Source organism: Actinoplanes sp. M2I2 (assembly GCF_023544445.1).
In the GTDB taxonomy this organism is placed as follows: Bacteria; Actinomycetota; Actinomycetes; order Mycobacteriales; family Micromonosporaceae; genus Actinoplanes.
On sequence record NZ_JALPVJ010000017.1, the window covers coordinates 25,238 to 45,510 of the forward strand.

The window sequence follows — 20,273 nt, forward strand, 5'->3', positions numbered from 1 at the left end:
GTGCACGCGTGGGTGAGGAGAGGGGACACCGGGTGACCGGCATCGACACCGACCAGCTCACCGGGGTGGCGACCCGGGCGGCGCTCCTCCACCGCCTGGACGAGGCGGCCTCCGCGTTCCGGCGGGGCGACCCGCCCGGCGTGCTCGTCGTCGACCTCGACGACTTCGCCGGTGTGAACGACGTGCTCGGCTATGACACGGGTGACCAGGTCCTCGCGGGTGTGGCCCACGTGCTCGCCGGGATCGTCCCCGACGGCGGCCTCGGCCGGCTCGGCGGCGACCGGTACGCGATCCTGGTGCCCGGCAGCACCGCGCCCGACCTGGCCGCGCTGGCCGAGCGGGTCGCCGCCGCGCTGGCCGGCCCGGTCGACGCGGGCGGGCGGCCGGTGTCGGTGCGAGCCGCGGTCGGCGTCGCGCACGGCGCACCCGGCGACTCCGGCTCCGACCTGCTGCGCAAGGCCGAGATGGCGGTGCGCACGGCCAAGGCGCGCGGAGGCGGCCGGCCGGTGCCCTACGAATCGGGCCTGAAGGTCCGCTTCCTCGACCAGGCCGCCCTGCTCGAAGGCCTGCACGACGCCGTCGCCGGTGGTCAGCTCGAGCTCGTCTACCAGCCCATCGTCCGCCTCGGCGCGGGCACGCTGACCGGTCTGGAGGCGCTCGCGCGCTGGCAGCACCCGGCCCGTGGCCCGATCATGCCGGGCGACTTCATCCCGATCGCCGAGCGCAGCGGGCTGATCGTGCCGCTGGGCCGCTGGATGCTGGCCGAGGCGTGCCGTCAGCAGGAGGCGGACTGGCCCGAGACGTACGTCAACGTCTCCGCCCACCAGCTGCGCGAGCCCGGCTTCGCCGACGAGGTGGCCCGCACGGTCACCCGGCCCGAGCGGCTGATCCTCGAGGTGACCGAGGACGCCCTGGCCGAGGAGCCGGTGGTGCGGGCGCTGCGGGCCGTCCGGGCCCGGGGCGTACGGGTGTCGCTGGACGACTTCGGGGCGGGCCCTGGCTCGCTGCCCGCCCTGGCCACCGCTCCCATCGACGTCGTCAAGGTGCACGGCTCGATCACCGAGCGGATCATCACGTCGTCGCGGCAGGCCGCCGTGGCCCGGGCGATCGCGGCGCTGGCCGGCGAGCTCGGCATCACCGCGGTGGCCAAGGCCGTGGAGGGCGCGCCGCAGGCGGCCATGCTCCACGACCTCGGCTATCGGCAGGGCATGGGGTTCCACTACGCGGTGCCGCAGCCGGCCCGCGCGATCCCGCTGTTCCTGGCCGACGAGGCCCTGCTGACTCCCACGGGCTGACCCTCGGGCCGCGGGAGCCGTCAGGCTGTCCGGGCCTCGAGGCTCCGGGTCAGCACCGTGATCATCACCGCGGCCGGGATCAGGTGCAGCCCGAGCAAGGCGGCGACGGTCGCGGTGTCCGCCCCGGACAGCACGGGCGGGACCAGCGAGAGCACGGTCAGCGACACCGCCGCCCACCGGAAGCGCCGGGCCGGGCGGGCGCTCCACCGGAGCAGGGCGACGGCGAGGACGACGCCGACCACCGAGAAGAAGCCGGTCACCACGGCGAACCCGGACAGCGGGATCGTCTCGCCACCATCGGGAATCTCGAACCCGACGCCGGCCGCGCGGGCCAGCGCGGCGGCGAGCGTGGTGGCCACCACCGCCGCGAGCGCGGCGACGAAGCCGACGCCGGCGAGCCCTCGAAGCTTCCGGGTGGGCCCGGTCCGGCTCGAGGCCGGCCGGACGGGGACTTCGGTGTCACTGCTGTTCATGTCGCCTCCATAGTTCGAAAGGTGGGGTTCCGGACCCCTGACGGTCCGGCCCCGAGGGGTGACGATGCGGACCTCGGCGGTACGACGGCCGGGGTTGCGCAGGGCGCGGACGCCGGTGCCGCGCAGCCAGAACCCGGCGTCGCGGCCCAGGACCGGCCCGGGCTCGCCGTCGCGCAGCTCCAGCTGCACCCGGCCGTGAACGACGACGCCGAACGCGTCGCACCAGTCGGCCGCGACGACCGCGACCCGCTCGCCACCGCGCAGCGCGAGCGTCCGCACGGGACTACTCCGGGCCGTCGGCCGGCAGCCGCTCCGGCAGCCCGAGCCGCGGGAACTGGTCGTCGTGGAACGTGACGATCTCGGTGATCGCGCCGCCGGTGACGCGCAGGACGTCGAGGGTCAGCGGCAGGTAGGCGCCCGCGGCCTCGTTCCAGAGGTAGAAGGCGACGGCGGGCTGCCGGTTCACCGACGTGGGAACGCCGCGCAGGTTCTGGATGTCCGCGAAGCCGCCCTCGACCCAGTCGTTCACCACCGCGTCGCGGCCGACGAACAGCCCCGGCGTGGGGGGCATCGAGGAGCGGACGTCGTCGCGCAACAGAGTGGCCAGAGCGTCGATGTCGGTGGCCACGCTGGCGTCGGTGAAACGGCGTACCAGCTCGCGTGTCCCCGCGTCCTCGTCGCCGCCGGTCCAGTCCTGCCGCTCGGCCGGCAGGTGCTCCCGCATGCCGGCCCGGGCCCGCTGCAGCGCGCTGTTCACGGAGTTGACGGAGTCCCCGAGGAGCTCCGCGACGTCCTTGGCCGGCCAGCCGAGCACGTCCCGCAGGATCAGCACGGCCCGCGGGCGCGGCGCCAGATGTTGCACCGCGACCAGATAGGCCAGCTCGATCGTCTCCCGCGCGACGGCGACGGTCTCGGGCTCGTCGGCGCCGCCGGCGGGCAGCTCGTCGAGCAGCCGGTCCGGGTAGGGCTGCAGCCACCGCACCTCGCCGCCGGTGGCCGGCTCCGGGCGGTACTTGGCCAGCAGGTCCAGGCAGGCGTTGGTGGCGATCCGGTACAACCAGGCCCGGAACGTCGACCGCCCCTCGAACGTCTCCCGCCGACGCCAGGCCCGCAGGAACGTCTCCTGCACGGTGTCCTCGGCGTCCTCGAACGATCCGAGCATCCGATAGCAGTGCACGTGCAGCTCCCGCCGGTGCCGCTCGGCCAGCCCGGAGAACGCCGGCTCGTCGACCTCACCCAGCCCGCCACCACTGAACTCGCTACCGCCCGACCCGCTACCGCCCAGCTCGCTCACGCCCAGCTCCTCCACCCGCGTGGTTGCAGTCATCACGCATCCTTCCGCCTCGTCATGTCCTGTCGCAGGTATGACGGCAACGGACGCGACAACTCATCACCCGGGGCGGTCGGTCTTGGCTGGGCGGATGCGGTTCACCGTGCGCCGGCTCGTCGAGCGGCCGGTCCGTGACGAGAGGGACCGGCCGGTCCGGGGTGGGTCGTCGTCGGTCCGGGTGATCACGGTGGTCGTGGCGGCGCTCTGCTGCTGGGTGCCGGACTCCTTGGCCGGCAACCGGCTGAGCACGCTGTGGGCCTGGTCGTCGATCAGCCGGGAGACGAGTTGCTGGGCATACCCGAACAGCAGGGCGTAGGCGAGGATCTGCGGCTGGTTGTCCAGCTCGGACAGACCCGGTACGAAGTCGCCGCCGAGCAGGAGCATGCCGGTCACCGCCGTGAGGGCGCCCAGCGGTGGCTTGAGCAGAGCCACCGCGACCGGTACGTCGTACGGCGTCGAAGTACCCTTCAGCTTGCGGATGGAGAAGGCCGCGGCCAGCGAGCCCCCGAGCAGGCCCAGTCCCGCGATGATCGGGATGTCGCCGCCGGTCGGGTGGCGGGCCCCGCTGGGACAGACCAGGGACCCGTTCGCGTCGGGCCGGAAACACAGCGGTAGCACCTCGGGCTGGAACGCGATCAGGGCGACCAGCCCGGCCATCAGGACCATGATCAGCAGCGCGCTCAGCAGGAGCATGTTGCGGAAGTTGCGAACCCGCACATGCATCAGGTCGGTCGCTTCGAAGCCGATCCGCATCGCCTCCTGGGCCGCCGCGCGGAAGCCGGCCGTGCCCACGTCGGTCCGCTGCGCCAGCTGTTCGATCGCCGCCCGCTGCGGATCGAGCACCTCCACCGCGGTCAGCGCCCGCCGCACCACCGAGGGCATGCGGGCGGCCAGCCGCTCGCGGCTCATCACCGGGACCAGACAGGCCTCGGCAGCGTGCAGGCTCTGATAGGCCAGGGTGACGGAGGTGCCGCGCCACCAGCGCCGCAGGCCCTGTCGCCGTCGCCGGGCCTCCCTCTCGGCGATGGCGATCAGGTCGGCCGCGGTCGATCCGGGCTCCCCGGCCGGAGCCTTCTCCGCTTCCGCGCGGAGGGTGTGCACCTTGACGATCACGTCGGCCGCCCACTGCTGAGGCAGGATTGTCGGTTCATCCACGATGGTCAGCTTCCCCGGTCCGCGCGCTGTCGTGAACCGGTCAGCGCTGTCGTCTACCGGTCAGCGCTCCCGTGAACCGGTCAGCGCGGCCGGGAGCCGGTCGGTGTCCTCGGCGTGGGACGTCGCAAGGCGCCGGCCAGGTCGCGCCGTGAGGTGATGGACAGCTTGGCGTAGGCGTGGGCCAGATGGGTCTCGACCGTGCGGCGGCTGAGGATCAGCCGACTGTCTCGCGGTTGGTCAGGGCAGCGGCACGGATCAGCTCCGCATCGCCCGCCGGTGCGCGTCGCTGCCCTCGCGGTAGAACACATAGCCCCCGTGGTGCAGGACGTCCCCCTCGAACGTCCCGTCCGCGGTGAACCCGGTGTCGTCGACATACTCGATCCGCGTACCCGCCACCCGGTAGTCCCCGGTGTAGGCACTCCGCCGCCGCCCGCGCGCCTCGTCGTAGCGCCCCTCGGTCAGCAACTCCTGCCGGATATGGCCGTCGGCAGTCACCCACATCCCCACGTACGGGTGTGCCCGCTCGCCACTGTTGCTCTGTTCGTCATCCACGACTCGACCCTAGGAACACCCGGTCCGAACAGGCAGGGTGAGCCGCACCCACCCTCAGGGGCTAGCGTTCGGCTGTGCGGGTGAGTTTCCGGGGCAGGCAGGGAGCACGCAGGGTCGACCTGGTGCTCGGGTTGCTGGTCGCCGCCGGCGTGCTCACCGGCGCGGCGGCCAACACCATCGGGGTGAACTGGCCGCTCGACCTCATCCAGGTGCACGCCGGGGCGGCGCTGGCCATCCTGCTGCTGGCGCCCTGGAAGTACGTCGTCATCCGGCGCGGGCTGGGCAGCAACCGTCGCGGCCGGGGCAGGAAGGCGCTTTCCCTGGCGTTGCTGGCGTTCGTGCTGGTGACGATCGGCAGCGGGCTGCTCCATTCGACCGGCGGCGTGGATCGGGTCGGGCCGCTGACGCTGATGCAGATCCACGTCGGCGCGGCGATCGGGGCGCTGCTGACGGTGGCGGCCCACTTCGCCGGGCACCACGTGCGGCCGCGGCGCACCGACCCCGACCGGCGGGCCCTGCTGCGTCTCGGGGCGCTCGGCGCCGGTGCGGCCGTGACCACCGCGGCCTGGGACACGTGGGGTGCGACCGATCGGCGGTTCAGCGGCTCGATCCGGCAGGACAGGCTTCTGGTCACGTCGTGGTTCGACGACGGCGTCCAGCGCATCGATCAAGCCGATTGGCGCGTACGGGTCGGCCCGGCCGGCTTCGACCTGGCCGGCCTCCTCGCGCTGCCGCAGGAACGCTTCACCGCCGTCCTCGACTGCACGAGCGGCTGGTACGGCAGCGGGCAGTGGGACGGCGTCCGGCTGAGCGCGCTGTTCGAGGCGGCCGGCGTCCGCGACGACGGCTGGCGCAGCGTCGAGGTCCGCTCGGCGACCGGCTACGCCCGCTGGTTCGGCCCGGGCACGCTGGACGACCTCTGGCTGGTCACGGCGGTCGACGGCCGCCCGCTGACGTACGGCCACGGCTTCCCGGCCCGTCTGGTGGCGCCCGGCCGCCGCGGCTTCTGGTGGGTCAAGTGGGTGACCTCGATCCAGCCGTCGGCCCGCCCGCCGTGGGCCCAGTCGGTCTTCCCGCTCAGCTGAGCACGGCCGTCCGGCGGGGCTCAGCTGAGCACGGCCGTCCGGCGGAGCTCAGCTGAGCACGGCCGGACGGCGCGTCTCCTCCAGCCGGGCGGTCAGCGCGTCGGCCGGCAGCGGCCGGGCGAAGTGGTAGCCCTGGGCGGTGTCGCAGCCGATCTCGCGCAGCGCCTCGACGGCGGCCTCGTCCTCGACGCCCTCGGCGACCACGGTGAGGCCCAGGCGATGGCCCAGCTCGACGGTCGAGGCGACCAGGGCGCGACTGCTCGCGTTGTCGGCCAGGTCGAGCACGAACGAGCGGTCGATCTTCAGTTCGGCGATCGGCAGCACCTTGAGGTACGTCATCGACGAGTAGCCGGTGCCGTAGTCGTCGATCGACGCCTTCACCCCGGCCGCGGCCAGCCGGTGCAGCGCGGCGATCGCCGTGTCCGGGTCGCTCATCAGCGCGTACTCGGTCACCTCGATGGACAGCAGCTCGCCGGGCACGCCGCTCTCGGCCAGCAACGCCGCCACCCGGCCGGGGAACTGGGGGTCGAGCAGGCTGCGGGCCGACACGTTGACCGCGACCGGCACCCGGTGACCGGCGTCGAGCCAGGCCCGGGCCTGCCGCAGCGCCATCGACAGCACCTGCTCGGTGAACCGGTGCATGAGGTTGGTGACCTCGAGGACCGGGATGAAGTCGGCCGGCGAGATCGGGCCGCGCACCGGGTGGTGCCAGCGGGCCAGCGACTCGACGCCGACCAGCAGGCCGGTCTCCACCGCGATCTTGGGCTGGTAGTGCAGGGCCAGCTGCCCCGGGTCGTCCAGGGCGCGGCGCAGGTCGCCCAGCAGCGACAGCCGGGCGGCGGCGTCCTGACGGTCCTCGCCGTCGAACCGGTGGAAGCCGGCGTGGTGCTGCTTGGCCTCGTGCATGGCGGCGTCGGCGTGCCGCAGGACGGTGATGACGTCCTCGCCGTCGTCGGCGGTGGCCGCGCCGATGCTGACCTCCAGGTCGACGGTGACCTCGTCGAGCACGAACGAGCGGTCGAACGCCTCGGTGAGCCGGGCCGCGATCGTCTCGCCGATCCGCGGGTCGTCGTCGGTCAGCAGGACGGCGAACTCGTCCCCGCCGAGCCGGGCCACCACGTCGCCGCCGCGGACCAGCGAGGCCAGCCGCCGACCGGCCTCGACCAGCAGCAGGTCGCCGATGCGGTGCCCGAGCTGCTCGTTGACGTCCCGGAAGCCGTCGACGTTGATCACCAGGATGGTGGGCCGGCCGGGCAGGGCCCGGGCGGCGTGCTCGACGAAGGCCGCGCGGTTGCGCAGGCCGGTCAGCGGGTCGGCGGCGGCCAGCGCCTCGACCTGGCGCCGGTGGGCCCGGCGGGACAGCCCGAAGCCGGCCAGCACGATCAGGCCGAGCAGGAAGACGACCAGGACGGTGACGATCGAGTTGCGCGACTCCCGCAGCGAGTCGGCCTGCTGCCGGCCGTACTCGGTCAGGTGGTGATCCTGTTCGGCCAGCAGGTCGCTCATCATCGCCGTGTACTCCGGCTCGATGACCTCCTCGAGCGTGATCGTGGCGGCGCCCGTGTCACCCCGGTCGACCTGATCGAGGAAGCCGACGACCACCATGCGCAGCTTGTGGTGCCGCCCGGCCAGGTCGGCCGCCGCGGTGCCGTGTTCCTGGTCGACGGCGGCCATGCGGACCATCGAGGCGTCGGTCCGCTGGTTGGCCGCCGGCAGCTCGTCCCGCTCCTCACCGCCGGGCTCCAGCATCGTGGCCTGCAGCATCGCCATCTCGATGGTGAGGTCGAAGGCCGCCGCCTGGTACGCGTCGGTGTCGTTGCCGGCCTCGGCGACGTCGCGCACGAGGGCGGCTTGCTGCCAGTTGGCCACCACGGCATAGCCGGACAGGCAGGCCAGCAACAGGGCCAGCAGCACGGTCAGGCCGCGCGGTGCTCGCCGGGCGGGACGGACGCGGGACAACGACACATCGCCTCCTCGTCCGTTCTCATCACGGCGGGTGGGTCCCGCTGCTGCGATGATCGGACGCGCGAGCCGCCGCTTGATCTCCCTCCCGGTTGCGAAAGAGGAGCAACCGCCCGCGCGAGTAGGCTTCCGGCCATGCGCGTACCCACCGCGGCCGTCACGGCCGGCTCCCTCATCGGCGGCTGGCAGCTCGCCCGCCGCACCGGCAACCGGCCCCTGGGCGGTGCCGTCCTGGTCGCCGGCGGCGTGCTGGCCGGCCGCGAGTGGGCGCGGCGCACGAGCCCGGCCGTCACCGGCGCGCTCGTGGCCACGTACGTCGGGGCCTTCGGCCTCTCGCACCCGCTGGCCAAGCGCATCGGCCCCTGGCCTTCGGTCCTGGCGGTCTCGGCCCTGACCGCCGCCGTCTCCTACGTCGCGGCCGACCGCCGCCGCTGACCGGTTGCGCTAGTTGCCCGCGCCGAGCGACGGCATCATCGCCGTCGGGTAGCGGTCGCCCTTGGCCGCCCCGGCCGGCACGATCTTCTCGATCTCGGCCAGGTCGTCGGCCGTCAGGGTGACGTCCAGCGCGGGCAGGGCCTCGCTGAGCCGCTCCCGGGTCCGCGCGCCGACCAGCGGCACGATGTCGTCGCCCTGGGCCGCCACCCAGGCGATGGCCAGCTGGGCGACCGTGCAACCCTTCGCCTCGGCCACCTGGCGCAGCGCGTCGACCAGGCTCAGGTTGTGATCGAGGTTCTCGCCCGAGAAGCGGGGCGTGAAGCCGCGGAAGTCGCCCTGGCCCGATCCCCGGCCGGCGCTCCAGTGCCCCGAGATCAGACCCCGGCTCAACACCCCGTACGCGGTCAGGCCGATGCCCAGCTCCCGCAGCGTGGGCAGCACCTCGGCCTCGATCGCCCGGGAGATCAGCGAGTACTCGATCTGCAGGTCGGCCACCGGGTGCACGGCGTGGGCGCGGCGGATCGTGTCGGCGCCGACCTCGGACAGGCCGAGGTGGCGGACATAGCCGGCGTCGATCATCTCCTTGATCGCGCCCACCGTGTCCTCGATCGGCACGGCCGGGTCGAGCCGCGCGGGGCGGTAGATGTCGATGTGGTCGGTGCCGAGCCGGGTCAGCGTGTAGGCCAGGAAGTTCTTGACCGCCTGGGGCCGGCCGTCCTGCCCGCCCCAGGACAGGTCGGGGGCCCGCAGCCCGCCGAACTTCACGCTGAGCTGGTAGCTGTCGCGGGGCCGGCCCCGCAGCGCCTCGGCCAGCAGCAGCTCGTTGTGGCCCATGCCGTAGAAGTCGCCGGTGTCGATCAGCGTGACGCCGGCGTCGAGCGCGGCGTGCACGGTGGCGATGCTCTCGTCCCGGTCGGCCGGGCCGTAGACGCCGTGGGACATGCCCATGGCGCCGAGGCCGAGCTTGCTGACGGTCGGGCCGGTCCGGCCCAGAGTCACTGACTGCATCACAGTTCTCCTCTTCGTCGATCTCGTCACCTACCCTGCGCCGCCGCCGGCATTCCCGGGAGCGGAGCGTTCATCGTGGGAGTGCCGGTCCCTGGCTGCGCCGCCGCCCGGCGAGGCAGCATGAGGGCATGCAACGCGACGAGCTGGCCGACTTCCTGCGCCGCCGCCGGGAGGCGATCCGCCCGGCCGAGGTGGGCCTGGCCGACGGCCCGCGCCGCCGCACCGCCGGGCTGCGCCGCGAGGAGGTGGCGATGCTCGCGGGCATGTCGGTCGACTACGTCGTCCGCCTCGAGCAGGGCCGCAGCAGCCAGCCGTCGACCCAGCTGCTCGGGGCGCTGGCCCGCGCGCTGCGGCTGTCCGACGACGAACGCGCCCACCTGTTCCACCTGGCCGGTCACCAGCCGCCACCGGCCGAAGGCCCGGCCCGCCTGGCCCGCGCCGGCCTGCTGCGGATGCTCGACCTGCTCGGTGACACGCCCGCACTCGTGCTGTCCGACCTGAGCGAGACGCTCGCCCAGAACCGGGCGTCGCTGCTGCTGCACGGCGAGCAGACCGGCCTCGAGGGGGACCGGCGCTACCACGTCTACCGGTGGTTCACCGAGCCGGCGGTCCGGGCCCTGCACCCGGCCGAGGACGGGGAGCACCACGCCCGGGTGATCGTGGCCGACCTGCGGGCCGTGGCCGGCCGCCGGCCCGGCGATCCGACGATCACCCGTCTGGTGGCGGCGCTGCAGCGGGAGAGCGCGGACTTCCGCCGGCTGTGGGCCGAGCACGAGGTGGCGGTCCGCCGCAACGACCGCAAGACGTTCGTGAACGCGCGGGTGGGCCGGGTCGAGGTGGACTGCGAGACCCTGGTCACGCCCGACCAGCGGCAGCTGCTGCTGGTGCTCACCCCGGTCGGCGCGGAGGCCCGGGAGCGCCTCGAACTGCTCCGTGTGCTCGGTCTCCAGGAGTTCCCGGCCGGGGTGTGAGACGCCCGGGCGCGGGTACGCTTCGCCCGGTCATGTCTACAGCCGTCGCCCCGCCCCCGTCCCGCCGCAGGCTCTTCCTCCTGCTCGGCGCGGTCGTCCTGATCCTCGCCGCGGTGAACGTGGCCGACAAGTTCGGCCCGCCCCACACCGGCCTGGTGGCCGGCCCCCTCGTCGCCGGGCTTCTCGTGCTCCTGGCCCGCCGCTCGGGCCTGAGCTGGCACGATCTCGGTCTGTCCCGGCGTACGTTCGTGCCCGGCCTGAAATACGCGGTCGGCGCCGTCCTGGCCGTCGCGGTCGTCTACGCCATCGGCGTGGCCCTGCCGCTGACCCGGCCCGCGTTCCACGACGTCCGCTATCACCTGCATCCCGGCGCCGCCCTGCTGACCGCGTTCATCGTGGTGCCGCTGGGCACGGTGCTGCTCGAGGAGATCGCCTTCCGGGGCGTGCTCCTCGGCCTGGTCAACCGCCACCGCGGCGCGGTCTGGGCCAGCATCACGTCGTCGGTGCTGTTCGGCCTGTGGCACATCCTGCCGTCGCTGCGGCTCAACCAGGCCAACGCGGCCGTCGGCTCGGTGTTCGGCTCCGGTACGACCGGGCGGGTCCTGGCCGTGCTGGGCGCGGTGGCCTTCACGGCGCTGGCCGGCCTGCTGCTGTGTGAGCTGCGCCGCCGCAGCGGGAGCCTGCTGGCCGCGGCCGCGCTGCACTGGGCCACCAACGGCCTGGGGCTGCTGGTGGCCGCCGCGCTGGCTACGACGATGGCCTGAGCAGCTCGACGACCGGCCGGCTGTAGTCGTCGTTGTGGCCGGCGCCCTCGACGGCGACCACCCGGACCGGTCCGGCGGCGTCGCCCGCGACGAGCCGGCTCTGCTCCGGCGGCACCACCGCGTCGGCCGTGCCGTAGAGCACGAAGGTGGGAACGGTGATCGTCCTGATCTGGTCGCGCACCGGGAACCTGTCCCGCAGCAGCCACCGGACCGGCAGGAACGGGTAGTGCTCACGGCCGGCCGCGGCCAGGTCGGTGAAGGGCGACCGCAGCACCAGCGTGTCGGGCGGGTGCCGGGTGGCCAGCCCGGTCGCCACCGCCGCGCCCAGGCTCTCGCCGAAATAGATCAGCCGCGGCCCGGCGTGCTCGACCAGATAGGCCCGGGCCGCGTCGGCGTCCCGGGCCAGACCGGCCTCGCTCGGGCGGCCCGGGTTGCCGCCGTAGCCGCGGTAGTCGAGGAGCAGCACGGTGTACCCCTGAGCGGCCAGGGCCGTGGCGAGCGGCGCGCGGCCGAGCCGGTTGCCCGCGTTGCCCGGCGCCACCAGCACGGCCGTGCGCCGGTCAGGCGTACGGGACGGGGGCCGGAACAGCCACGCGCCCAGCTCCAGCCCGTCGCTCGGGCGCAGCGTGACCGCCTCGGCTCCGGCCGCGAGCGGTGGCGCCGACCGGTCGGGGAAGTAGATCAGCCGCCGTTGCAGCAGCCAGACCGCGGCCAGGATCAGAGCGAGCACCAGCAGCACGACAAGCGCCACCCGCAACCGGACCATGCGCCGATGATGGGTCGGGCCGGGTCGCCCGTCAATCGAGGGCCGGGAACGGGTTCAGGCCGCGGGGGCGAAGGACGCCGCGACGTCCCGGGCGAAGCCGGTGATGTCGCGCCCCGGGCGGCCGGTGATCGCCTCGACGTGACCGCTCACGTGCTCGAAGCCGCCGGCCCGGATGATGCCGAAGACGCCGGCCAGCTGGGCGGCGAGCCAGGCGGGCAGGCCGGCGCCCTCGAACCGGGGACGGGCCTGGTCCTCGGTGAGGTCGGCGAAGCGTACGGGGCAGCCGGTCGCCGTGGCCAGGGCCGCCGCCACGTCGGTGAACGTGACCGCCGCGGGCCCGGTGAGGTCGTACGCCCGTCCCGTGTGGCCCTCGTCGAGGAGGGTGGCCGCGGCCACCGCGGCGACGTCGCGGATGTCGATCATCGCGACCCGCCGGCCGGCGGTGGGGGCGTACAGCGTGCCGGTCCGGGTGACGCCCTCGGCGACCATCAGCAGGTTGGTCATGAAGAACGCGGGCCGCAGCAGCACCGCCGGCACCCCGGAGCGGCGCAGGTGGGCCTCGATGTCGCCGTGCCAGCGGTACGCGGGCACCGCCGACGCGCGGTCGGCGTGCAGGGCGGACAGCTTGACGATCCGCTCGACGCCCTGCCGGGCGGCGGCGTCGATCACCGCCGTCTCGTGCCGCACCTTGTCCGGGCCGTCGGCGGCGCAGAGGTACACGCGGTCGACGCCGTCGAGGGCGCGCCGCAGCGACGCCGGGTCGTCGAAGTCGCCGTGGGCCTGCTCGGCGCCGGGGAGGTCGGCCGGGGCGCGGACGAAGGCGCGGACGGTCGCGGCGCGGGCCTGCAGTGCGCGGACGACGTGGACGCCGACCGAGCCGGTGGCGCCGGTGACGAGGATGCGGGTCATGAGGTTGCCTTTCGAGCGGGAGCCGGTGGGATGTTGTGGCCCGTACGGAAGAAGTTGCCGGGGTCCCAGACGCGTTTGACGGCGGCCAGGCGGGTGTAGTTGTCCGCGGTGAACGCCGTCCGGGTCCGGGCCGGATCGGTGAGCAGGGTGAGGAAGGAACCGCCGGTCGCGTACGGCCGGAGCCGCCCGGCCAGTCGGTCGAGGACCGAGTCGACGGCGGTGTGATCGGGCGCCGGGTAGGCGCCGACCGCCAGCACCGAGAACGACACGTCGCGGTGCCCGGCCGGGCCGGCGTGCGGGCCGGGGTCGGCCATCGCGCCACCCCAGTGCCGGACCTCGGCGAACGCGAGCGGCGAGTCGGCCGCGCCCGCCTCGACGACCGCGTGCAGCACCTCGTCCGGCAGCGTGGCGAACAGTTCGACCTCCTGACGGTTGGGCATCGGCGGCGCGTCGGGACCGTTCGTGGCGCGGGCGGCGTCCGGGAACGAGCGCATCGTGAACGCGTCGAGCAGCGGTGGACCGGCCGCCGCCAGGAGCGGGGCCAGGACCCGGTCACCGAGCTCGCCGTGATGGAAGGCGCGGATGGCCAGCACGCGGCGGCCGCGCAACGGGGCCGGGATCAGCGGTGACGGCGGGAGGCGGATCAGCAGGACCGCCGTGTTCATCGCCTCGGGCTCGTCGAGGGCCCACTGCCGGTACGCGGAGAGGACGTCGAACGCGCGCTCGGCCGGGTACAGCGACATGCCCGAGTACACCCGGCTCACGGGGTAGAGCCGGAACTCGAGCGAGGTGACCACGCCGAAGTTCCCGCCACCGCCGCGCAACGCCCAGAACAGGTCGGGATGATGCTCCGCGGTCGCGGTCAGCGCGACCCCGTCGGCCGTCACGAGGTCGGCGGCGAGGACGCTGTCGGCGGCGAACCCGAACGTGCGCGACAGCCACGACTGACCGCCGCCGAGCGTGTACCCGGTCACCCCGACCGTGCCGCAGCGGCCGGCCAGACCGGCCAGGCCGTACCGGGCCGCCGCACGGTTCACGTCGGCCCACACCGCGCCCGGGCCGACCCGGGCGATCCGGCGCCGGGGGTCGATCTCCACGCCGGTCAGCGCGGTGGTCTTGAGCAGCAGGGCGCCGTCGGCCGGGGAGACGGCGCCGTGGCCGGTGGCCTGCACGGCCAGCGGCAAATCGTGCTCCCGGGCGGCGCGTACCGCGACTTGTATGTCGGCCGCCGTCGCCGCCACGGCGACCAAAGCCGGACGCGACTCGAAAGTTCTGTTCCAGCCGAGCCGGTGCTCGTCGTAGCCCGGATCGCCGGGCTTGAACATTGTCATGCGCCGAAGCTAGGAGGCGCCCGCCGCGTTGTGGATGTGGTTCCGATGTGGTCCCGCCCCCTAAGTTGAGCGGTGTGCTGGTGCGGGTGCTCGGAACGGCCGGGGTCCACCCCTCCGGCGGGGCCGCGCCGCGCCTCGAGCGCAAGGCCCGGGAACTGCTGAGCATCCTCACCGTCCGGGCGCCGGCCGCGGTGACCCTGGACGAGCTCGCCCGGCTGCTCTGGGACGATCCGCCGCCGTCGGCGGTCAAGACCGTCCGGTCCCACCTCTCCCGGGTACGCGTGGCGCTGCGGGCCGCCGAGCCGGGCGCCGACATCGAGCGGGCCGGCCGCGACGGCTACCGGCTCGCGCTGGCGCCCGAGCGCACCGACGTCGGTTCGGTCGCCGCCGCACGGGCCCGCGCCCGCCGCCTGCTCGCCGACGGCCGCCCCGACAGTGCCGCCGCCGTGCTGGCCGAGGCCCGCACGGTGTGGCGGGCCGACCCCGAGTTGCCCGGCACAGTCGCCGCGGAGGCGCTGCGTCAGGGCTGGCGCCGGGAGCGGCGGCTGCTGGTGCAGGAACATCTCGGCTGCGTCGTGGCCGGCGACGACCCGGGCTCGGCCCTGGGCGAGCTGGAGCAGCTGACCACGGCCGACCCGCTGGACGAGCCGCTGTGGGTGCACTACGTGCGGGCCCTGCACCGGGCCGGCCGGCCGAACGAGGCGCTGCGGGCCGCGGCCGCCGCCCGGGCGGCGCTGGTCGAGGTCGGCCTCGACCCCTCCGCCGCTTTGCGCGACGCCCAGGCCGAGGCGCTGCGGTCGGCCCCGCCGGCGGCCACCGCGACGCCGATTCGCTACGCGACCGACCGGGACGGCTCGACCGCGTTCACGCGGCTGTCCGGGGACGGCCGTGACCTGGTCGTCCTCAACCCCGGGATGATCACCGTCGACGGGCTGCTCGACGGCGCGTACGCCCGCCGCGCGCTGACCGCTCTGGCCGGGCACGCCGCGGTGGTGTGCCTCGACCGTCGGGGGATCGGCCTGTCCGATCCTCTCGACCCGCTCCGGACGCCGCTGGACCAGTGGGTCACCGACGTGGGCCGCGTCCTCGACACCCTGGGCATCGGCCGGGCCGACCTGTTCGCCAACTTCGACACCGGCCTGGTCGCGCTGGAGTTCGCCGCGCGCCACCCCGACCGGGTGCGCTCGCTGGTGCTGGCGCAGTGCTATCCGCGCTACACCCGGGGGCCCGACTATCCGTACGGTCTGGACCAGGCCACCACCGACACCCTGATCCACGACACGGTGTCGCCCGCGGACCCGGCGCACGGCGTGGACTCCGTCGCTCAGGCCGCGCCCAGCGTCGCCGCCGACGAGGATTTCCGGCGGTGGTGGAACCGGCTCGGCCGGCGCGCCGCGAGCCCGGCCGTCGCCCTCGCGGTCCGTACGGTGGCCACCGGCACCGATCTGCGCCACCGGCTGCCCGGCATCGCCGCGCCGACGCTGGTGCTGCACCGCCGCAACTGTCTCAACGTCGACGTGGGGCACGCCTCGTACCTGGCCACCCACCTGCCGGACGCCCGGCTGCGGACGACCCCCGGCACCGACGCGCTGTGGTTCACCGACTCGGCCGACCTGCTGCGGCACACCGTCGACTTCCTGCGCCCCCGGTGAAGGTCACCGGGGGCGAGCGTCGCCGCCCCGGGATCGGTCAGGCGTTCGTGCGGTGGAGCAGGTGGACCTCGTCGGGCTCGGGCGGGAGGTCGCCGACGCCGGCCGCCTCGGCCTCCTGGTGACGCTTGTGCGCCCGGGGCAGGGCGAGCGCGGCGACCACGGCCAGCGTGGCCACCCCGGCGCAGACCCAGAAGCCGTCGGTGAACGCGGCGTCGGTGGGCAGCCCCTGCGGGGTGGTGTGCGAGGTGATGACCGCCGCGACCACCGCGGTGCCGATGCTGCTGCCGATCGTCCGGGCGATGGTGTTGACGCTGGTCGCCTCGCCGGTCTGCGCGGCCGGAACGCTCTCGATGATGGCGTTGGACATCGCCGCGAAGGCGAAGCCGATGCCGGCGCCGGTCAGCACCCCGGAGGCCAGAACCTGCCAGATCTGGCCGTGGGCGACGGCGGGCAGCGCGAAAGCGGCCACGACGAACACCGCGCCGAGGAACATCGGGAGCTTCGGGCCGTACTTGCGGTTGAGGATGCCGGCCAGCGGGCCGAAGACCACCATCATCACGACGGTGGGCAGCAGGAACAGGCCGGCCTGGGAGACCGACTTGCCGAAGCCGTACCCGGTGACCGCGGGCAGCTGCAGCAGCGTCGGGACCAGCAGGAACGTGCCGAACATGGCGAAGCCGAGGATCAGCGCGACCAGGTCGGTCGCCCACACCCCGCGGACCCTCATCAGCCGCATGTCGATCAGCGGCTCCTTGACCCGCAGCTCGACCAGGACGAACGCCACCAGACCGACCACGCCCAGGGTGAGCAGCCCGATGGTCCTGCCGTCGCCCCAGCCCCACGCCTGGCCCTTGCTGATGGCCAGCAGCAGCGCCACCAGCGAGACCGAGAGCATGGACGCGCCGACCACGTCGAGCTTGCCCGGCGTGCGGACCGCGGACTCCTTCATGCCGAAGATGGCCCCGAGCAGGGCCACGACGACCAGGACCAGCGGCAGCCAGAACAGCCAGTGCCAGGACAGGTGCTCGACGATCGGGCCGGCGGCCACGATGCCGATGCCGGCGCCGACCCCAAAGATCGCCGAGATCAGCCCGACCGTGGTGGCGACCCGCTCGCGGGGCAGCTCGTCGCGGACCATGCCGATCGACAGCGGCAGGATCGCGCCCGCCGCGCCCTGCAGAACGCGGCCGACGATCAGCACGGTGAGGCTGGTCGCGAGGGCCGAGACGACGGTGCCCACGGCCAGGACGGCCAGGACGCCGATCAGGACCTTGCGCTTGCCGGCCATGTCGCCGAGCCGGCCGAGGATCGGGGTCAGCACCGAGGCCGAGAGCAGATAGGCCGTGACGACCCAGCTCACGTCGCCGGTCGACACCTGGAGCTCGTGACCGATCGTGGACAACGCCGGCGACACCAGCGACTGGAGCACCGCGAAGGCCAGTCCGCCCAGTGCCAGGTAGAGCACCAGCAGCGAGCCGCCCGACCCCTTCTTGTCCGTGGTGTGCGTCATGGTGGTCCCCACAGCTAGAAGTAAACGTGTGCTGACTTATTATCGGCCGCGGGCCGGATAAGTAAACAGTCGCTTACGTCACACGCTGTCCGCCGTCGCGGTCCGGCTACGCCTGTCGCACCACCAGCTCGGGCGAGCCGCCCCCGGTCGCCAGGCGATCCGCCTCCGCGCGCAGCTCGCTCTCCGGGATCTCCCCGGCCTCCGGGAACAGCGTGACGGTCACGGTGTCGTTCAGCTCCCAGACGCCGGCGACCCGGCCGCCGGCCACCACGACGGGGGAGATCCACCCCGCCGCCTTGCTGATCAGGGCCCGCCTCCCGGGCGGGACCACCTGCTCGTCCTTGGTGCCCGGCCCCAGCACGAACTGGTCGAACGCCGGCAGCAGGCGGACCCCGGGCATCGGTCCGGCCGTGGCGAGGTCGTCAAGGTCCTCGGTGCGGGCGTACGCCGGCGTGCCGTCCACCGTCACCTCGGTGAGCACGCCGTCCTCGGTGAGCGAGGCGAACCACCCCTTCAGCGCGGCCTTCCTCGACCCGCCGCGCAGCAGCCACTGATCGAACGAGGCCATGGTGGCCGGACCGTAGGCGCCCAGGTACGCCGGGACGGCCCGCCGCGCCGCCTCGTCCGGTGCCGGCAGGCCGGTCCAGCCGTCGAGCCACGTCTCCGGGCTGGTGAAGGTGACCTTGGTGCCCTGGTTCGGTCCGTTGCAGAGCAGCCCCAGCCAGGCCAGCGGTTTGAGCACCGCGCCCCAGCCGGAGCCGAGCAGCTCGGCCAGCGAGTCGTCCCCGGTCCGCCGGACGATCTCGGACGTGAGCTCCTCCCGGGTGAGGGTCCGGCCGTGCAGGGCCTCGCGGGTGGCGTCGGCCAGAGCGGCGACCTGCTCCGCGGTGGCGAAGGTCTTCTGCCAGGAGCCCTTTTCCCAGGTCCGCGCGGCCGCCATCAGGCTCAGGTAGGACGGGGCATCCTCGGCGGTCAGCAGATGCAGGGTGCCGCGCATGGCCCACACCTTGATCAGCTTGCGGCTCTCGAGCGCCCGGGCCGCCTCGCCCCGGCCGGGGGCGGGGCGGCGGGCCGCGACGGCCTGCTCGGCTGCCGAGGCGACCTGCGCCTGCACCCCGCACAGCCGCCCGACGACGCGTTCGGCGGTGGTTCCCTCCGGCCGGTCGAGAAACTGCCGGCGCGTCCGCCACACCAGCACCTGGTTCCAGGTCAACCTCATGGATCCCCCTCCCGGCCGGGCGGCCCGGTCAAAACCGTAACCAGGGTCCGCCCGGCCGGGTCGCTGGGCTCTTTCAGGCGGTGGGCGCGACGATGACGGCCTTGCCGTGCAGCTCGCCCGCGGCGGCCTCGGCGTGCAGGGCCGGCAGCTCGGCCAGGGGCACCCGCCGGGCGACGTCGACGCGGAGGTCGCCGGTGTCGACCAGGGCCACCAGCCGGGACAGCTGCTCGGCGTCGCTGCGGACGAACAGGTCGATTCCCCGTACGGCGCGCTGCTCGTCGGACGGCGCGGGCATCCAGACCGTGGTGTTGACCAGGACGCCGCCCGAGCGGACCAGGGCGAGCAGCTCGGCCAGCCGGGCCGGCTCGACGGGGGCCAGGTTGAGCACCACGTCGACCGGCGTCTCTGCCGCCGGCGCGTCGGTGGTGGTGTGGTCGAGGACCTCGTCGGCGCCGGCCGCGCGGGCCCGTCCGGCGCTGTGCGGGCCGGCCGTGGCGATGACGTACGCGCCGGCGCTCTTGGCCAGCTGGACGGCGTAGCCACCGACCGCCCCGCCGGCGCCGTTGATCAGCACCCGCTGTCCCACCGTCAGCTTCGCGTGGTCGAACAGGGCCTGCCACGCGGTGAGGCCCGCGAGGGGCAGCGCGGCCGCGTCGGTCAGCGGGACGGTGGTGGGCGCCGGCGCCAGGATCTCGGCCGGGGCCAGGACGAACGCCGCGGCGGCGCCGTCCTCGACCATGGGCAGGAAGCCGACGACCCGATCGCCGGCGGCCAGGCCGGTCACGCCCTCGCCGAGCGCCTCGACGGTGCCGGAGACGTCGATGCCGGGGGTGTGCGGCAGGGTCACCGGGATCGGGCCCTGCATGAAGCCGGCCCGGATGCTGGCGTCGACGCCGTTGAACGATGTCGCGGCCACCCGGATCAGCACCTGTCCGGCGCCGGGGACGGGCTGCTCGACGTCCTCGTACCGCAGGACGCTCGGGTCGCCGTACTCGTGGAAACGCACTGCCTTCATCGGGATCCCTCGTCTTTCGTAGTGCCGGATGCTTCGGATTCGAAGCGTTCCTCGGCCATGACGCTTCGGTCGAAGTGGTTGACGCGAGGAGTGCGCCGCGGCTGAGGCGCTCGCTGCGGCGTGTCGTACTCACCGAGCATCGCGTGCCGCGGAACCGGGATGAAGGTCGAACCTATCCACGGACAAGTCGTCCGTGGCTCAGCGTCGGTGGCTCAGCGTCGGTGGCTCAGCGTTGGTGGCTCAGCGTCCGTGGCTCAGCCTGTACGGCCTCGCCCGGCGCGCGGGCGGGCCGACCGCGGCGGGGTGGCGCGCATATGGTCGCGGACCCGGCCCAGGATGGCGCCGAGAGCGGCGAGGTCGCCGGCCGTCATCGGTTCGAAGAGCAGCCGCCGGACGCTGTCGACATGCCCGGGAAGCACCCGGGCGACCAGCTCCCGGCCGGCGTCGGTGACGGTCACCATGACACTGCGCTCGTCGTCGGGCGACGGCGAGCGGGTGATCAGGCCACGCTTGTCCAGCAGTCCGGCCTGGTAGGTGAGCCCACTGCGGCTGTAGACCACACCGTCGGCCAGGTCGGTCATCCGCAGCCGTCCCTCCGGCGCGTCCACCAGCCGGGCCAGGATCTGAAATTGCACGTAGCTGAGGTCACCGTCGGCCCGCAGGTGCTCGTCCACCGCGTACTGAAGGAGGCTGCTGACCTCCATCAGGGCGAAGTACGCACCGAGCTGCTCGGTGTTCAGGCCAGGGGTCGGGTCGCTCACCCGGTCGACTTTACGTACTTTGAATTCGAAGTGCGGTCTCGGCGAGACGGGGCCGACGCGCCTGAGGGACGGGGCAGGAC

At 73.9% G+C, this 20,273-nt stretch carries 19 protein-coding genes; 6 read left to right on the plus strand and 13 right to left on the minus strand.

From position 1 onward, the window contains the following. The first annotated feature begins 32 nt into the window (after positions 1-32). On the plus strand, positions 33-1,295 hold the full coding sequence (locus tag HJC40_RS31130; protein ID WP_250006569.1) for a bifunctional diguanylate cyclase/phosphodiesterase: 1,263 nt from the start codon (positions 33-35) through the stop codon (positions 1,293-1,295). A 20-nt stretch (positions 1,296-1,315) separates the two neighbouring features. On the opposite strand, the gene HJC40_RS31135 is transcribed toward HJC40_RS31130, so the two are convergent. The 4 genes from HJC40_RS31135 to HJC40_RS31150 form a co-directional block, all read right to left on the minus strand. Continuing rightward, a complete protein-coding gene (locus HJC40_RS31135; protein WP_250006571.1) occupies positions 1,316-2,047 on the minus strand; it encodes a DUF6069 family protein in 732 nt (243 codons plus the stop codon). A gap of 4 nt (positions 2,048-2,051) precedes the next feature. Beyond that, the gene (locus HJC40_RS31140; RefSeq protein WP_250006573.1) at positions 2,052-3,095 is read right to left on the minus strand and encodes an RNA polymerase subunit sigma-70; all 1,044 of its coding nucleotides are present in this window, start codon (positions 3,093-3,095) and stop codon (positions 2,052-2,054) included. A 63-nt stretch (positions 3,096-3,158) separates the two neighbouring features. Beyond that, entirely contained in the window at positions 3,159-4,253 is a 1,095-nt protein-coding gene (locus HJC40_RS31145) for a hypothetical protein (protein WP_250006575.1), read from the minus strand. A gap of 255 nt (positions 4,254-4,508) precedes the next feature. Continuing rightward, positions 4,509-4,805 (minus strand): Atu4866 domain-containing protein, encoded by a 297-nt coding sequence (locus tag HJC40_RS31150; protein ID WP_250006577.1) that lies wholly within the window; start codon positions 4,803-4,805, stop codon positions 4,509-4,511. 74 nt (positions 4,806-4,879) lie between these two features. Here HJC40_RS31150 and HJC40_RS31155 point away from each other — a divergent pair, with 74 nt between their 5' ends. Next, a complete protein-coding gene (locus tag HJC40_RS31155) occupies positions 4,880-5,890 on the plus strand; it encodes a molybdopterin-dependent oxidoreductase (protein ID WP_250006579.1) in 1,011 nt (336 codons plus the stop codon). A gap of 48 nt (positions 5,891-5,938) precedes the next feature. Here the strand turns inward: HJC40_RS31155 and HJC40_RS31160 are convergent, their stop codons facing one another. Next, positions 5,939-7,855: a bifunctional diguanylate cyclase/phosphodiesterase gene (locus HJC40_RS31160; protein WP_250006581.1), complete on the minus strand. Its 1,917-nt coding sequence runs from the start codon at positions 7,853-7,855 to the stop codon at positions 5,939-5,941. 132 nt (positions 7,856-7,987) lie between these two features. On the opposite strand from HJC40_RS31160, the gene HJC40_RS31165 reads away from it, so the two are divergent. Beyond that, positions 7,988-8,287: a hypothetical protein gene (locus HJC40_RS31165; RefSeq protein ID WP_250006583.1), complete on the plus strand. Its 300-nt coding sequence runs from the start codon at positions 7,988-7,990 to the stop codon at positions 8,285-8,287. A gap of 9 nt (positions 8,288-8,296) precedes the next feature. Here HJC40_RS31165 and HJC40_RS31170 read toward each other — a convergent pair whose 3' ends face one another. Further along, complete coding sequence (locus HJC40_RS31170) at positions 8,297-9,295, minus strand: aldo/keto reductase (protein ID WP_250006585.1); 999 nt, start codon at positions 9,293-9,295, stop codon at positions 8,297-8,299. Between the two features lie 128 nt (positions 9,296-9,423). Here HJC40_RS31170 and HJC40_RS31175 point away from each other — a divergent pair, with 128 nt between their 5' ends. Both HJC40_RS31175 and HJC40_RS31180 read left to right on the plus strand, forming a co-directional pair. Next, positions 9,424-10,266: a helix-turn-helix transcriptional regulator gene (locus tag HJC40_RS31175; RefSeq protein ID WP_250006587.1), complete on the plus strand. Its 843-nt coding sequence runs from the start codon at positions 9,424-9,426 to the stop codon at positions 10,264-10,266. Positions 10,267-10,298: 32 nt separating this feature from the next. Next, entirely contained in the window at positions 10,299-11,030 is a 732-nt protein-coding gene (locus tag HJC40_RS31180; RefSeq protein WP_250006589.1) for a CPBP family intramembrane glutamic endopeptidase, read from the plus strand. Here HJC40_RS31180 and HJC40_RS31185 read toward each other — a convergent pair. From HJC40_RS31185 to HJC40_RS31195, 3 genes are read right to left on the minus strand one after another with little or no spacing between them, the layout of a single operon-like run. Next, positions 11,014-11,796: an alpha/beta hydrolase gene (locus tag HJC40_RS31185; protein ID WP_250006591.1), complete on the minus strand. Its 783-nt coding sequence runs from the start codon at positions 11,794-11,796 to the stop codon at positions 11,014-11,016. The two genes, HJC40_RS31180 and HJC40_RS31185, sit on opposite strands and share 17 nt — an antisense overlap. A 54-nt stretch (positions 11,797-11,850) precedes the next feature. After that, positions 11,851-12,705 (minus strand): SDR family oxidoreductase, encoded by an 855-nt coding sequence (locus HJC40_RS31190; RefSeq protein ID WP_250006592.1) that lies wholly within the window; start codon positions 12,703-12,705, stop codon positions 11,851-11,853. Then, positions 12,702-14,036 (minus strand): FAD-binding oxidoreductase, encoded by a 1,335-nt coding sequence (locus HJC40_RS31195; protein ID WP_250006594.1) that lies wholly within the window; start codon positions 14,034-14,036, stop codon positions 12,702-12,704. Before HJC40_RS31195 ends, HJC40_RS31190 begins: the two co-directional genes overlap by 4 nt. A gap of 80 nt (positions 14,037-14,116) precedes the next feature. Here HJC40_RS31195 and HJC40_RS31200 point away from each other — a divergent pair, with 80 nt between their 5' ends. Beyond that, positions 14,117-15,688, plus strand: a complete 1,572-nt coding sequence (locus HJC40_RS31200) for an alpha/beta fold hydrolase (RefSeq protein ID WP_250006596.1) — start codon at positions 14,117-14,119, stop codon at positions 15,686-15,688. 37 nt (positions 15,689-15,725) lie between these two features. On the opposite strand, the gene HJC40_RS31205 is transcribed toward HJC40_RS31200, so the two are convergent. From HJC40_RS31205 to HJC40_RS31220, 4 genes are all read right to left on the minus strand, one after another. Beyond that, the gene (locus HJC40_RS31205; RefSeq protein ID WP_250006598.1) at positions 15,726-17,198 is read right to left on the minus strand and encodes an MFS transporter; all 1,473 of its coding nucleotides are present in this window, start codon (positions 17,196-17,198) and stop codon (positions 15,726-15,728) included. Positions 17,199-17,304: 106 nt separating this feature from the next. Further along, positions 17,305-18,417, minus strand: coding sequence for a winged helix DNA-binding domain-containing protein (locus tag HJC40_RS31210; protein WP_250006600.1), 1,113 nt, complete (start codon positions 18,415-18,417; stop codon positions 17,305-17,307). A gap of 73 nt (positions 18,418-18,490) precedes the next feature. Continuing rightward, positions 18,491-19,432: an NADP-dependent oxidoreductase gene (locus HJC40_RS31215; RefSeq protein WP_250006601.1), complete on the minus strand. Its 942-nt coding sequence runs from the start codon at positions 19,430-19,432 to the stop codon at positions 18,491-18,493. A 254-nt stretch (positions 19,433-19,686) separates the two neighbouring features. Beyond that, positions 19,687-20,193 carry a MarR family transcriptional regulator gene (locus HJC40_RS31220; protein WP_250006603.1) on the minus strand — a complete coding sequence of 169 codons (507 nt, stop codon included), beginning with the start codon at positions 20,191-20,193 and terminating at the stop codon, positions 19,687-19,689. Positions 20,194-20,273 lie beyond the last annotated feature (80 nt).